The following is a 14,280-nucleotide window of genomic DNA, read 5'->3' as shown; positions in this document are numbered from 1 at the left end:
ATGCATATTGGAATAATTGGTTGTGGACTTATCGGTCATAAAAGGGCAGCTTCACTACCTGAGGGGTACTTGTGTGCTGTAGCTGACGTAGATTTAAACCGTGCAAAAAAACTTGCAGAAAAATATCCTAATTGTGAAGCATATTCGGACTGGATGGAGATACTGTCACGAAATGACATTGATACAGTTATTATTTCAACAACAAACAATTGGCTGGCACCAATAACACTTGCGGCAGTTAATGCAGGAAAACACGTACTTGTAGAGAAACCAGCAGCACGTAATTTTTCAGAATTTGATTCTATAATTAAAGAATCTGAGAAAAAGTCAGTTAAAATAATGGTGGGCTATAATCTGCGTTGTCACCCGGCATTATTAAAAGCAAAAAAAATTGCTGAAACCAAAGAATTGGGCGAGATAATATATATTCGTGGACGTTATGGCCACGGAGGACGACCAGGATATGAGAAAGAATGGCGTGCAAACCCGGAAATTTCAGGAGGTGGGGAATTACTAGATCAGGGAGTTCATCTAATAGATCTTTCTCGATGGTTTTTAGGTGATTTTAAAGAGATAGATGGCCATATACATACCTTTTTCTGGAAAATGCCTGTTGAGGATAACGGATTTATCTATCTTGAAAATAAAGCAGGAAAAGTAGCATGGCTTCAGGTAAGCTGTACTGAATGGAAAAACCTTTTCTCGTATGAAATATTTTGTGAATATGGTAAAATGCAAATCGATGGGATAGGAGGAAGTTATGGTACAGAACGTCTCACACTATACAAAATGCTTCCACAGATGGGTCCCCCTGAAACAACAATTTGGGAATATCCTTTCCCTGATGAATCATGGAAAATCCAGTTTCAACAATTTGAAGAGGCAATTAAATTAGATGTTTCTCCAAGACCAAATCTTCAGGATGCTCAGGAAACACTAAAAATTGTAGCAAAAATTTATGGAGAAAATGAATGATCATTACACGCAGTCCACTACGCATTTCACTTGGAGGAGGAGGAACAGATCTCCCTTCTTACTATCATCAGCATGAAGGGTTTCTTATTTCAGCGGCTATTGACAAATATGTCTATATTACTTTGCATGACACATTTCAGAAGGAAATAATTATAAAATATTCACAAACTGAGCATGTTCAGAATGTTAAAGAAATACAGCACCCTATTATAAGGGAAGCATTAAAACTTCTGGAAGTAAAGTCGGAAAATTTTGAACTGGCAAGTCTTGCTGATATTCCGGCAGGAACTGGTCTTGGCTCATCAAGCAGTTTTACTTGTGCTCTCCTTAAGGCTCTGCATACATATAATAAAACATTTGTTTCACCTGCAGAACTTGCAGAAGAGGCCTGTCACATCGAAATGGACTTGCTAAAGGAGCCCATCGGAAAACAGGATCAATATATCTCTTCACACGGAGGAATCAACTGTTTTACATTCTGTAAAGATAATCGTGTTAAAGCAGAGAAACTGAATATTTCAAAAGAGACGTTATATAATCTCGAAGATCATCTCCTGCTCTTTTTCACCGGCTACTCCCGCTCTGCTTCAAATGTTCTTAAGGAACAGGACGATAAAAGCAAAAGCAATGACACTTCCATGATAGACAACCTGCACTTTGTTAAGGAGCTTGGTTACAGGAGCAAAAAAGCGTTTGAATCAGGTAATCTTGAGGAATTTGCAAATATAATGAATATTCACTGGGAAAGCAAGAAAAAACGTTCTAATGCAATGAGCAATGAGAGAATTAACAAATGGTATGATCTTGCAATGCAAAATGGTGCCCTGGGTGGAAAACTTATTGGTGCAGGCGGCGGCGGATTTTTAATGTTCTATGCAGAAGACAACAAAAAACTCCGCACCACAATGGCTCGTGAAGGTCTGCAGGAAGTCAGATTCCGGTTTGATTTTGACGGAAGCAAAGTGGTGACAACATCATAATGCTCCCGGTTGTAATTTTAGCAGGCGGTCTTGCAACACGCCTCTACCCGATAACCAAAACAATTCCAAAATCTATGATAGAAATTGCAGGCCGGCCTTTTATCGATCACCAGCTTGAACTTTTAAAAGAAAAGGGGGTCGAAGAAGTAATTCTTTGCCTGGGAAATCTTGGTGAAAGTGTTGAAGCACACGTTGGTGACGGATCACAGTTTGGAATTAATGTCAGATATTCATATGATGGTGAAAAACTTCTTGGAACAGGCGGTGCACTAAAAAAGGCAGGCAAACTTCTTCCGGATGATTTTGTTATCCTGTATGGAGATTCATATCTGGATATAGATATCGAACAGATAATACAGCATTATTATGAAGAAGAACTACCCGTTCTAATGACTGTTTACAAAAACAATGACGCTTTTGATAAAAGCAACATTGTCCTTAAAGATAGCAGGGTTGTCAGATATGAAAAGAATGTATCTGATCCTGAAATGATATACATTGATTACGGCCTGATAGTCATCAGAAAAGAAATTTTTTCCGGATATCCTGCCGATGAACCATTTGATCTATCTCTTGTAATTTCCGATTCTGTGAATTTGGGTATTGTAAGTGCATTTGTTGTTGAAAACCGTTTTTATGAGACAGGTTCAGTTCAGGGCATCAAAGAAACAGAAGATTATATTATAAATAGGAAACCACGTTTTTAATAATTGGAGTGTTTATGAAAGAAAATAATTTTATTTCAAATTTTATGGACGATGCTGTAAAAATAATCAGCCAGATAGACCAGTCTCAGATAAAAAATATGATTCATATTTTAAAATCTGTCAGAGAAAATGAAGGACGTCTGTTTATTTTAGGTGTTGGTGGAGGAGCAGGTCACGCTTCCCATGCGGTAAATGACTTCAGAAAGATTGCAGGAATTGAATCGTATGCACCTACAGACAATGTATCAGAGCTTACAGCAAGAGTAAATGATGACGGCTGGGAGACTGTTTTTGAGAGCTGGCTTAAAGGAAGCCGTCTCAATGCAAAGGATTGTATCTTTGTCTTCTCTGTTGGCGGCGGAAACGAAGAGAAAAATGTCAGTGTAAATCTTGTAAATGCTCTTCGTTATGCAAAAGAGAAAGGTGCAAAAGTAATAGGTGTTGTCGGGCGTGACGGCGGGTACACTGGAAAAATTGCAGATGCCTGTGTAATTATTCCAACTGTAAACGAAAAGACAGTTACCCCTCAGACAGAGGCCTTCCAGGCAGTTGTATGGCATCTTATTGTTTCAAGTCCTGAATTGCAGAAATTTGAGATGAAGTGGGAAAGCACAAAATAATTTTCAGATGAGAAAAGCAGTTTTTTTAGACCGGGACGGGGTAATAAACCGGCTCATTCTAAACCCAAAAACAGGTGAGTATGAGCCGCCGCATTCACCAGAAGAGCTTGACTTATACCCGGGTGTTATTTCATCCCTTCATTCTCTTATGGAGGCAGGATTTTATCTCTTTTTGGTGTCCAATCAACCTGATTATGCAAAAGGAAAGACCACATTAGAAGAGATAAAAGCAGTCCACAATAAACTTGATGAAATATTTAAAGAGAATAAAATAATATTTCAGGATTATTATTACTGCTACCATCATCCCCAGGGCATTGTTCCAAAATATTCTTATGTCTGTGAATGCCGAAAGCCAAAACCATACTTTCTTTTAAAAGCGGCAAAAGATTATAGCATTGACCTTTCCGGTTCCTGGATGATAGGAGATCGTGATTCTGATATAGAATGCGGAAACGCGGCAGGAACACGGACAATTCTTATTGAAGAGGAGCATTCTGCAGGATATCGCGGCATATCAGCACCGGATTTTTTTGCAGGGGATATCTGCGAGGCTGTAAAGATTATACTTGAATTTTCAAAAAAATTCCCTACCTAACCCATAATTTATGTTGAATTTGAATGTACCTAATATAGAGATAATTTGATTAATATGGTAGATAATTATGACAAATATAAAATGTAAAATCTGCGGTGGAGACTGTGAATATATTGACTCAAAGAAAGGTGAATTCCTTTCAAATGAAGAGTTTGATCTGTATTATTGTAGAAATTGCAATTTCTTTTTTGTTTCTAATCCTTCATATGATAAAAAACTTTATGATGAAGCATATTATCATGGGAAAGGTGCTGATCCATTGATTAATTATATTTATGAGATTGAAAATCCCGATAAAAGTATTCGATTATATGAATATGAAGGTATTTTAAAGACAATAAATGCCATTTCTGGCAATAAGAAAAACAACTGGTTAGATATTGGATGTGGTGCCGGTGGATTGATAAAGTATGTTTCTAAAAACTCAGAACACAATATTAACGGGTTTGATACAGGATATGGAGCCGTTTTTGCAAAAAAAAGTGGGATTGATATATTAACTGAAAAAGAATATCTTAATTCAAAAAATAAATATGATGTTATTACTGCTATAGAAACATTGGAACATGTAGATAATCCAAAAGTATTCATGGACAATATACAAAAAGCATTAAAACCAGGAGGTATATTTTTCTTTACAACAGGAAATGTTGATCCAATTCAAAAGAATATTATGAAATGGAATTACTTTATCCCTGAAATTCATATCTGCTTATTTAGTGAAAAATCAATAAATAATTTATTTGAATCCGTAGGATTACAATATTGTCTACTTTCTAAAGAACAAAAAAAGGGATGGACAAATATATACAAATATAAAATACTAAAAAATCTACATATAACCAATAGCAGTATAATCTACAATGTTTTTCCATGGCAGATAATATCTAATATTATAGATAAAAAATATAAACTTTGTTGGGGAATTGGAATTAAAAAAAACTAGTTCATATATAATATTAAGAACAAAATTTAAGGTTAGATGTCAAAGCTTTCTGATTTTAAAATAAAACTCTATGCTGATGGTGCAGATATTGAGGGCATGATAGAGGAGTACAAAAAAGGAGTCGCAAGCGGTTTTACCACCAATCCTACTCTTATGAAGAAGGCAGGAGTAAAAAGCTATGAGGAATTTGCAAAGGCTGTTCTTAAAGAAATTCCTGATCTTCCAATATCATTTGAGGTTTTTTCAGACGATCTTTCAGGCATGGAACGCGAGGCAAGAAAGATTGCAGGCTGGGGTGACAATGTCTATATCAAAATACCGGTCACAAACACAAAAGGTGAAAGCACAGCAGAACTTGTTAAAAAACTCTCTCAGGATGGTTTAAAGCTCAATGTCACAGCAATACTGACACTTGAACAGGTAAAAACTGTTGCCGATGCACTTTCAGTTGATACTCCAAGTATTGTTTCAGTCTTTGCAGGAAGAATTGCTGACACAGGAAGAGACCCGATGCCTATTATGAAAGATGCAGTTGAGATTCTTAAATCAAAACCAAAGGCAGAACTTTTATGGGCAAGCACAAGAGAAATTCTAAATCTTATACAGGCAGAATCCTGTGGATGCCACATCATAACAATTACAAATGACATCCTGAAGAAAGTCCCGCAGGTTGGAAAGGACTTAAGCCAGCTGTCACTTGAAACAGTGCAGATGTTTTACAACGATGCACAGAGTGCCGGGTATAAAATATAAAACACCTATTTTAAATTCAATAAATAAATATTGCATAATGGATAATATTATTTTTTGAAAACAATTTTTTTATTTAAAACATAATTTACAGGTAATGAAATGCCGATTTGGAAACATTTTGCAATTAAGGGTAATATTAATAAGAGCCCTATAAATAAATATAACAAAATATTACTTAATATTAAAGAAATTACTGACACAATTAAAAAGAGAAAAAACTGACCCATTACAAATTGTTCATTAGAACAATTAAAAGTGATGTGTCGATGATAAATAAAAGCAATAAATACTGCTATGATAAATGAGACAGAATTTGAAATTATATAATTCAGTTTCAAGGCAGTTAATAAAAAACTGAATATTAATAAATCAGAAATCGATGAAATAGCCCCCCCAAATATGTATTTAACAAACCCTTTTTTATCATCTATTGTAATTATCGAAAGAGCCATAAAGATTATTTTATATTTTTTACTAATTCTATAAAGCCACGGAACAATTTCATAAAATTATGAGGGTTTTTTAATCTTTTTACATATATCCAAATTATACGCGGTCTGAAATAGAAATCTCTATAGAATCTTTTAAAATATTTTACTAAAATTTCTTCATTAAGATCAAAAGGAATGAAACTTGGCTTATACATATCAAGGACATTTTCATTATATACGCCATATTGCCTGAAGTTTTCGTAAAACTTGGATCCAGGGAAAGGTATCATAAAAGATGTATGAGCTGCACGGAGTTTTAAATCCAATGCAAGATTAAGAGTTTTACTCAGAGTCTCTTCATTCTCTCCAGGAGCTCCAAAAATGAAGTAACCACAGGGATCTATCCCTGCCTCATCAGTCCAGTTGACAACTTTATGTACTTCTTCAACAGTTATCCCTTTTTGCAGTATATTTAGTATTCTTTGATCACCGCTTTCAATTCCATACCAGATCTGACGAAATCCAGCTTTTTTCATTAATAATAAATCATCTTTGCTCTTTACATTATCAATACGACCTGAACAGACAAAGGACATCTGCAAATCATTATCAATTACTAATTTACAAAATTCAAGCAAACGTTTCTTGAATATTAAAAAATTATCCTCCCCAAACCAGATCTCTTTAATGCCATATTCGTTTTTAAGTTGGCTTACAATTTCATAAAGTCTATTACCTGATAGACTACTCATCTTGTTCTTGAAAACAGAATTAGAACAAAAGATACATTTTCCAGGACATCCTCTTGAAGAATTAAAACCAATAGAGGGGAAAACATCCACAACATGTGGCGGAGGAGAATAAATATTTATAAGATTAGGAAGAAGGCTCCAATCAGGTATAGGTAAACTGTCAAGATCTTTTATTCTTTCTCTGGGGGATGTAGTAATCAATTGACCATTATCATAATAAATAATCCCATCAACATCTTCATAGTTCTTTTTGGAATCTATTGCATTTAATAAAGAAACTGTTGTAATTTCACCTTCACCGATTATACCAAAATCAAACTGAGGATATTTAGTCATTGTCTCTTCAGGTAATGCAGTTAAATGATGACCTCCAATAATTGTTATTGTATCCGGCAAAGCATCTTTAACTGCTTTAGCAATTTTTCCAGATTCCTCAACTGTAATTGTGACTGCCGTTACTCCAACATAATCCGGTTTCTCATTAATGATTAATTTGATGGTTTCTTCCATCGAATAATTCAAAGATGCTGCATCAATAATTACAGTGTCGCGCCCTGATTCTTTTGTAACAGTTCCTAAATATAACAAACCAACAGGGGGAGATACAGTACCATATGTCAAATTAGGGGGAGACACAAACACAATTTTCTTTTTATTTTTCATTATAGATCCTCTAGCTTTTTACTTTCTGCAAAACACTTCAGATATAAAACTTTATTTTCAAAATGTTTTATTGTTTGTATACGTGACATTTATCCACTAAATGGGGATTTAACCTTATAATTTAAATGAGTCAAATTAAAATATTATTAATTCAATAATATATATAGAATTTATCAATTTATCATTGTAATATAAGTCATATTTCTACATTCGCAAATAATTTTATATCCCAATTTTCTCTATTTTGATAAAACTAACAGGCATCTTATTCCAAATGGATATCTCATATTCTTTCCCAATAATAATTCAAATTTTATAAGGGCATATAAAAATGCATTCATAATATTCCCCCCAAAATGCATTTCTTGTTTAATCTTTTCCTTACACTCATTATCTGAAAGATGCTGCATTTTTTTTATGTTCCTTCGCTTTGCAAATTTAAAACCTGGATATACAAAGAATCCCAGATGACTTGAACGAACGGGATCTAACCCGATCTTATTTACTTTTTCTTTTAGATCTAAAAGATTATATCTTCTAAAATGCTTTAGCTGTTCATCATAAAAATCATATAAGTCAGGATTTGCAGGAACTTCAATTATTGCATGACCACCTGGTTTTAATATCCTGTAAATCTGCTCTAATGCAGCAACATCATCTTCAATATGCTCCAGAACATTTAGTGCAATAATTACATCCACACAATTGTCAGGTAACGGACAATTGACAAGATCAAACTGAATCAAAGGAATTTCAGGATAGTTTTTAGCAATCTTTTCAAGTGGCTCTGAAATGCAGTCTGAACCAATAATAAATAAATCAGGAAATGTTTTTTTAATGTCCCTGAGCAGGTACCCAGAGGAAGAACCGATTTCAAGGACAACTCCTCCATCTGCCTGCGGCAGATATCTTTTTAGTTCCATGCAGGCATGAAGACGAGAAGCCCTGTCAATAAAGTGATTCCCATTTTCTGCCTCATTCTCATGAAATTCAGTAAGATCAGCATTCCATCCGGCTTCATTTTTATTATATTTAAGGACTGAAATATTCTCAGATCCTACTTTAAACCCTTTACCTGTCCAGGCGGGAATATTCTCATAACCTGGCGGAATTGGAAAATTAAATTCCATTTAGAGATTCTCCGTTTCTTCAACAATGTACAAAGGACGCTGCTTTACTTCCTCATAAATTCGGCCCACATATTCTCCCATAATTCCAAGTGAGAGAAGCTGTACTCCTGAAAGGAAAGTGATTAAAACAATAGTCCATGTCAAACCGGGAGTGAGTTCAACATTGAGGATAAATTTCTCAATTAAAATCCAGAATCCAAGAATAAATGCACCAAAAGCGATAATTGCCCCTATAAGTGTTGCAAGCTGCAGAGGTTTAATTGAAAATCCAACAATCCCATTGAATGCGATTTTAAGTGAGCCCAGATATCTGTTATAATTTGAAATACCTGAGGCTCTCTCATCACGTTCATATTCAATAGCTGTCTGCTTAAATCCGACAAATGCAACCATTCCACGCAAAAAACCGTGTGACTCATGCAGTTTTTTAAGTTCATCAATAACAATCCTGTCCATAAGCCGGAAATCTCCGGTATCTGAAGGGATAGAAACATCTGATATTTTGTTAATCACTCGATATCCAAAGTGAGATATCCATCTTTTAAAAAATGTTTCCCCTTTGCGGGAACTTCTTTTGGCATAAACAACCTTATATCCTTCCTGCCATTTTTCAATCATCTGTTCAATCAGTTCAGGCTGGTCCTGAAGATCAACATCAATGACAACACATGCATCTCCTTTGCAGTAATGAATTCCGGCCAGTGTTGCGGCAGGCTGGCCAAAGCGGCGGCTGAAACGAATAAGACGTATGTTTTCGTTTCGTTTTATCTCGTCCAGTATTACCTGCTCGGTGTTGTCCGGAGATGGATCAAGGCAAAAGATAATCTCGTATGGACAATTTAATTTTTCCATCACCTGTTCTGTTCTTTGAAGAAAAGGTCGGATATTGGTCTCTTCACGGTAGACCGGGACGATTATTGAAATGAGTTCTGTGTTTTGAGACATAAAGTTATAATTATTTCATTCTCAAAATACTTTTAAATATTGTTTTTGTTCAAATTTTTATGTTGCAACTATTTTCATGAAAAATATTATGGCAGAAGTTATTAAAAAACAAAACAATAATTAATATAACTTGTTTCTTCCATAATTAGTATAATATGAGTATAGAGAAGATTTATTCCAACCTAATGAAGAGTGGTGAAAACCTCCCAGCTGTTTTACTTATACTCATATTAATTATTTCAATAATGTCCCCTCTTGGTTCAAATATTCCAGTTGAATCCTCTGCAAATGATTTGTTAAACCATATATCTGGAGTTATAGAAGCAAAAAATGCACTCGCTGAAGGACAGTTCCCAATTAGAATCGCTCCAAACGCTCTTGATGGAGAGAGATACCCAATATTTCAATTTTATGGCAATTTTCCATATACCTTAGGAGCCATTTTTTACATTATAACAGACGAACCATATTTTGCATATAAACTGGTAATTATGCTTAGTCTCTTTTTAGGTGCGTATTACCTCTACAAATTTGGGCTTTTGACAACACAAAATAAATATGCAGCAACAATTGCATCAACTGTTTACCTTACTGCACCTTATCTTTTGACAGATATTCATGGTAGATTTGCTTTTCCGGAAATTGTATCTTTTGGAATATTACCTTGTGTTTTTTATTATCTTTTTAAAGGCTTTTATTCAAAGAATGTCATAGATTATCTATTTTTATCTTTCTTCTTAGCCCTTCTATTTCTTACACATAATATCTTTAGTTTATACACAATGGTATTTTTATTCATAATCGTAATCTGTTTATTCCTAATTAATAGAGAATCATATTACTCCATATTTGGAATGATATCAAGCTCAATTCTTGCCTTTTTAATATCAGCATGGTACTTGATACCACAATTAATTCTTTCGAATAATTTAGTCATCAAAATCTTACAAAACAATCCATTTGATTCAAATTATCTTACAACGATCTGGGTTTTGTTTGCACCATCTAAAATTCTCCCATTGCCTATCAATTATTTTGAGGAAGTAGGAAATACTAATTTGGGATTTCAAATAGGGGCTCCAGTATTGACATTTATTGTCTGTGGAATAATAATATTAACTTCAAAAAAATATTCTAAATCAAACACAGTATTAAAAAGAAATAACCAAATAAATCTTACTCTGCTAAAAATATTAGTTTTTTGCTCATTTGTAGCATTTTTATTAATATTATCTCCAGTAAATTTCTGGTCATATTTACCAAGTCAACTACTATATGTTCAAGTTACTTGTCGAATATTAGTTTATCTCGTGATTTTTGGAGCAATGATAGCTCCAATTGTATTAATAAAAATATTTGAAGAATTTAAATTAGAACATGCAGCCATAATATTATTGATTTGTCTATCATTTACTAGCACTTACCTTCCTAATCACATAGGAGAACCAGAAAATACAATTACAGATTTAGTTTCATCTCCAGATATGGGAGGTGGAGGTGCAACAACTATATATCAAATGTCAAAATTATCACTCTCAAGTAATGGCTTTCCATATGGAGATAAAACTACGTTGATTAATGGATATTCGGGGGGATGGCTCCTAAATACAGCCAACATATATATAAATGAATCTCAATATAATAATCCAATCATTATAGAAATGAAAGGAAATGTTCCAGAGCAGACGGGTAATCTTATACTGACATTTTTTTTGAATGGGGAATATCTTAATCAAACAAATTTACAACGGGGATCATTTATGATAAATATCCCAATCAATAATATATCAAAATACAATAATTCAGTATTGAACTCTCAAAATAATAAATTAAACATTGAAATAGAATCTAACAAATACTTTATTCCTAGTGAGATTGATCCCAGGAGTACAGATAATCGCAAATTGGCATTACTACTTGATTCATTTAAAATTTTTCCTCAAATGCTTTCATCAGATGAATATATTTCTGCCAGAGATCCTCGAATACAAAAAATATCTTCAAACAAATTAGTAATCAACAATAGCAATTCATTAATAGTTCAACTGCCGGTATTATATTACCCGGATATGATTGAAATAAAGATCAACGGTAAATCAGTAACTTGTATGAATATTGGAAATAAAGTTGGAGTTATGGTTCCTCCTGGTAAAAATGAAATCACATATGAATTTACCGGGCTGAAATGGACTAATTACTTGAGTTTAACATCATTATTTATTTTCGTTATAATATGTTTGTATCAATTAAGAAAATACTTCCTGGAGATCTCAAAGAATGATAACTGAAATAATATCTTCAATTTTAATGCTAATATTCACAATAGTAATAATTTTCATTAGTGGTTTCCTTTTATCTTTATTATTGATACCAAAACATTACCAAGAGGATTATTTTTGGATATTAATGCCATTCCTCGGTATTCCATTTGTAATAATCTTATTACAAACTATTATTTATTTAAATGTACCATTATCACTTTCAGTATATCCTTATTTTTTCATCATTTTAGCAGGAACATACGTATATTATAAAAGAAATAAGCCTCAAATTCCTAAAATACCAACTCTACTATTTATTCTCGCGATTGTTGTCCTTGCAACAAATGGAATTGGTTATTTTGTATTAGGTTCATCAAATTACCTTGGATATGGATGGATTGACCAGCATAACTATGTTGGGATTTCTCAATTTTTAATGGATAAATCCTTTAGTACATCACTGGATGATATCGGAGATACTCCATATTTAGTTGATGCAATATTAAAAAAAGATGATCGTATAGGCCAAAGTGTCTTGCAGGGTTATGTAGCAGTTTTGTCTTTTCAGAATGCAAAAACAGCATATGGGGCAATTTCACTGTTAAGTCCGTTATTAACATTTTTTGTTATATGGATCTATTCCAGAAGGCTGATAAAAGATGAGTGGGCACAATATGGCGCGGCGATATCAGCAGCATGTATTCCAGGATTTGCATTAATTCACTTACAGGATTTTCTTTCACAGGCACTTGCAGTTCCATTTCTTTTGATCTCGCCACTGATAATATATCTTGCATTAAAAGAAAAAGACTGGCGCTTTGTTACAATTGGGATACTAATTCTTGCTTCGATTCATTCAATATATACAGAATTCACATTATTATTTATCGCTCTGGCAATCTGCGGTATGATCTGGTACATACTGCAGAAAAATGCAATTATTCCTTCTATTTCAGTAATTACACTTATAATCACCGGAGGTCTCCTGATAAATATCGGTTATATTGGGCGAAGCATTGCTATAATGACCAGAGGAAATGATATGCCAAATGTTCTTCAAGCTATTTTCCCATTCGCTGAGACAATAGAGGGATTAGGCTATCTCTGGTTTGGTTATTCAGGATCCTTGCTCGAATCTTCTTTTTTGATTTTTGTAATAAACATTTTTGCAGCGCTTTTAACCATTGCAGGATATACAGGAATTATTAATGCAATGCGAAGAGACAAAAATGTAATGTGTATTCTTTTATTTATCATTCTACTTTTCCCACTGGCTCTTCTCTCTCAATCAGAACCATATCCATATCAATTTTATAAAATGCTGATGACTGTGTCTCCCATACTAATGCTTGGCGTTTGGATGTTACTGTCTGAGTTTTGGGAATATAGCAAGGACGATGTGAATTGCCATATAAAAGATCAACTTCACCCTATAATTTATAAAATTCCTAAAATTGTTTTGATATGTCTTCTGATATCATCTGTTATAATTACAGGGTATCTTGCATCATTTAGCATAACCGGAGGATATAGAAGTGCAGTAGAAATAGACAATGCAAAAGAAATGATTGATATATATAATTACTTAGAACAAACAAAAAATCAGGATTTTATTCTATCCATATCTCACCCATATCCATTAGCATGGGCAGCTTATCATGGAAGAAATGATCGGATTTATTTTATTAATAATGTAATTGGAGATGTTCCTCTTGAGAGAGTATATCCTAATACTTTTCTATTTAATAACATCTCTGAATTCCCGCAAAATGCAAAAAAATTAACATTGGGTTCTGAATATCCTCAGCTATCTGGAGATATAGATGATTCCTTAATTGCATTAATAGATAATCCACAAGGTATGGAAGGAACAGAAGGATCAGAATATAACTGGTTAGGAAAAGAGATGAGAATAAATCTTTACTGGCAAGGTGATCAGGAACAAAATATTACTTTGTCATATCTATCCGACCCCGGCCTTGGTTATCCTGATAGTAATAAAAGAATTGTTAAAGTTTCAATGATAAAGGGAAAATCTCAACAAGACTTAATAATTGAAACTAATGGGACAGAAACAGTATCAATTCCATTAGTTATTAAACCAGGATTAAATATTGTAGATTTTAAAACAATATATCCTGAAAATACCAGTGTAATTATTCCAGGAGATCCAAGAGAATTCTTTGTTCGTATATCCCAAATGAAAATCGTAGGAGAAACCTGAAAACTATTTTAATATAATTATGTCAATGCCGTGTTAAAAATGCTCAAAATATTAAATTCCAATTAAAAGCAAACAATGACTGTCACATTGTGTGCAATTGGTTAGTAAATTCGAGACATCTATCACTTTTATGCCATTGAAAATATTATTTTTCCAGATAAAAACAGACTCTGCTATTATAATTTAAATCCTTTAACTGGGTAAGATAAGATTCTGAAAGATTCCTATTTCCATTTCTAAACTGCATCCAATCTCCAAATGAATACTCACAGATGCCGGGGAACAGAAATGGCTT

13 protein-coding genes are annotated in these 14,280 nt (G+C 33.6%); 9 read left to right on the top strand and 4 right to left on the bottom strand.

The window, feature by feature from the left end; all coding sequences use genetic code 11:
* The 7 genes from L1994_RS11785 (at position 1) to L1994_RS11755 (ending at position 5,579) form a co-directional block, all read left to right on the top strand.
* Positions 1–975 carry a Gfo/Idh/MocA family protein gene (locus L1994_RS11785; protein ID WP_278099629.1) on the top strand — a complete coding sequence of 325 codons (975 nt, stop codon included), beginning with the start codon at positions 1–3 and terminating at the stop codon, positions 973–975.
* A complete protein-coding gene (locus L1994_RS11780; RefSeq protein WP_278099628.1) occupies positions 972–1,955 on the top strand; it encodes a GHMP family kinase ATP-binding protein in 984 nt (327 codons plus the stop codon). The genes L1994_RS11785 and L1994_RS11780 overlap by 4 nt, the downstream gene beginning before the upstream one ends.
* Positions 1,955–2,662 carry a sugar phosphate nucleotidyltransferase gene (locus tag L1994_RS11775; RefSeq protein ID WP_278099627.1) on the top strand — a complete coding sequence of 236 codons (708 nt, stop codon included), beginning with the start codon at positions 1,955–1,957 and terminating at the stop codon, positions 2,660–2,662. Before L1994_RS11780 ends, L1994_RS11775 begins: the two co-directional genes overlap by 1 nt.
* A gap of 14 nt (positions 2,663–2,676) precedes the next feature.
* The gene (locus L1994_RS11770; RefSeq protein WP_278099626.1) at positions 2,677–3,282 is read left to right on the top strand and encodes an SIS domain-containing protein; all 606 of its coding nucleotides are present in this window, start codon (positions 2,677–2,679) and stop codon (positions 3,280–3,282) included.
* Between the two features lie 7 nt (positions 3,283–3,289).
* The gene (locus tag L1994_RS11765) at positions 3,290–3,880 is read left to right on the top strand and encodes a D-glycero-alpha-D-manno-heptose-1,7-bisphosphate 7-phosphatase (RefSeq protein WP_278099625.1); all 591 of its coding nucleotides are present in this window, start codon (positions 3,290–3,292) and stop codon (positions 3,878–3,880) included.
* 67 nt (positions 3,881–3,947) lie between these two features.
* Entirely contained in the window at positions 3,948–4,826 is an 879-nt protein-coding gene (locus L1994_RS11760; RefSeq protein ID WP_278099624.1) for a class I SAM-dependent methyltransferase, read from the top strand.
* A 36-nt stretch (positions 4,827–4,862) separates the two neighbouring features.
* Complete coding sequence (locus L1994_RS11755; protein ID WP_278099623.1) at positions 4,863–5,579, top strand: transaldolase; 717 nt, start codon at positions 4,863–4,865, stop codon at positions 5,577–5,579.
* Between the two features lie 47 nt (positions 5,580–5,626).
* On the opposite strand, the gene L1994_RS11945 is transcribed toward L1994_RS11755, so the two are convergent.
* The 4 genes from L1994_RS11945 to L1994_RS11740 all read right to left on the bottom strand — a co-directional run bounded on the left by L1994_RS11945 (position 5,627) and on the right by L1994_RS11740 (position 9,500).
* Complete coding sequence (locus L1994_RS11945; RefSeq protein WP_422656648.1) at positions 5,627–6,031, bottom strand: GtrA family protein; 405 nt, start codon at positions 6,029–6,031, stop codon at positions 5,627–5,629.
* A 5-nt stretch (positions 6,032–6,036) separates the two neighbouring features.
* Positions 6,037–7,425 carry a B12-binding domain-containing radical SAM protein gene (locus L1994_RS11750; protein WP_278099622.1) on the bottom strand — a complete coding sequence of 463 codons (1,389 nt, stop codon included), beginning with the start codon at positions 7,423–7,425 and terminating at the stop codon, positions 6,037–6,039.
* Positions 7,426–7,664: 239 nt separating this feature from the next.
* Positions 7,665–8,348 carry a class I SAM-dependent methyltransferase gene (locus tag L1994_RS11745; RefSeq protein WP_278099621.1) on the bottom strand — a complete coding sequence of 228 codons (684 nt, stop codon included), beginning with the start codon at positions 8,346–8,348 and terminating at the stop codon, positions 7,665–7,667.
* A gap of 207 nt (positions 8,349–8,555) precedes the next feature.
* Positions 8,556–9,500 carry a glycosyltransferase family 2 protein gene (locus L1994_RS11740; RefSeq protein WP_278099620.1) on the bottom strand — a complete coding sequence of 315 codons (945 nt, stop codon included), beginning with the start codon at positions 9,498–9,500 and terminating at the stop codon, positions 8,556–8,558.
* A 185-nt stretch (positions 9,501–9,685) separates the two neighbouring features.
* Between L1994_RS11740 and L1994_RS11735 the strand changes: the two genes are divergently transcribed.
* Together L1994_RS11735 and L1994_RS11730 are read left to right on the top strand one after the other, a co-directional pair.
* Positions 9,686–11,788, top strand: coding sequence for a 6-pyruvoyl-tetrahydropterin synthase-related protein (locus L1994_RS11735; protein WP_278099619.1), 2,103 nt, complete (start codon positions 9,686–9,688; stop codon positions 11,786–11,788).
* Positions 11,778–13,985, top strand: coding sequence for a hypothetical protein (locus L1994_RS11730; protein ID WP_278099618.1), 2,208 nt, complete (start codon positions 11,778–11,780; stop codon positions 13,983–13,985). Before L1994_RS11735 ends, L1994_RS11730 begins: the two co-directional genes overlap by 11 nt.
* Positions 13,986–14,280 lie beyond the last annotated feature (295 nt).

The organism is Methanomicrobium antiquum (genome assembly GCF_029633915.1).
GTDB lineage: Archaea > Halobacteriota > Methanomicrobia > Methanomicrobiales > Methanomicrobiaceae > Methanomicrobium > Methanomicrobium antiquum.
The sequence above is the reverse complement of the archived record's forward strand: the minus strand, read 5'-3'. Positions and strand labels throughout refer to the sequence as shown.

What these genes read in the sequence shown, in the direction of transcription:
- L1994_RS11785 (WP_278099629.1), top strand. Translation starts at nt 1, where the DNA reads ATGCATATTGGAATAATTGGTTGTGGACTTATCGGTCATAAAAGGGCA.
- L1994_RS11780 (WP_278099628.1), top strand. Translation starts at nt 972, where the DNA reads ATGATCATTACACGCAGTCCACTACGCATTTCACTTGGAGGAGGAGGA.
- L1994_RS11775 (WP_278099627.1), top strand. Translation starts at nt 1,955, where the DNA reads ATGCTCCCGGTTGTAATTTTAGCAGGCGGTCTTGCAACACGCCTCTAC.
- L1994_RS11770 (WP_278099626.1), top strand. Translation starts at nt 2,677, where the DNA reads ATGAAAGAAAATAATTTTATTTCAAATTTTATGGACGATGCTGTAAAA.
- L1994_RS11765 (WP_278099625.1), top strand. Translation starts at nt 3,290, where the DNA reads ATGAGAAAAGCAGTTTTTTTAGACCGGGACGGGGTAATAAACCGGCTC.
- L1994_RS11760 (WP_278099624.1), top strand. Translation starts at nt 3,948, where the DNA reads ATGACAAATATAAAATGTAAAATCTGCGGTGGAGACTGTGAATATATT.
- L1994_RS11755 (WP_278099623.1), top strand. Translation starts at nt 4,863, where the DNA reads ATGTCAAAGCTTTCTGATTTTAAAATAAAACTCTATGCTGATGGTGCA.
- L1994_RS11945 (WP_422656648.1), bottom strand. Translation starts at nt 6,031, where the DNA reads ATGGCTCTTTCGATAATTACAATAGATGATAAAAAAGGGTTTGTTAAA.
- L1994_RS11750 (WP_278099622.1), bottom strand. Translation starts at nt 7,425, where the DNA reads ATGAAAAATAAAAAGAAAATTGTGTTTGTGTCTCCCCCTAATTTGACA.
- L1994_RS11745 (WP_278099621.1), bottom strand. Translation starts at nt 8,348, where the DNA reads ATGGAACTAAAAAGATATCTGCCGCAGGCAGATGGAGGAGTTGTCCTT.
- L1994_RS11740 (WP_278099620.1), bottom strand. Translation starts at nt 9,500, where the DNA reads ATGTCTCAAAACACAGAACTCATTTCAATAATCGTCCCGGTCTACCGT.
- L1994_RS11735 (WP_278099619.1), top strand. Translation starts at nt 9,686, where the DNA reads ATGAAGAGTGGTGAAAACCTCCCAGCTGTTTTACTTATACTCATATTA.
- L1994_RS11730 (WP_278099618.1), top strand. Translation starts at nt 11,778, where the DNA reads ATGATAACTGAAATAATATCTTCAATTTTAATGCTAATATTCACAATA.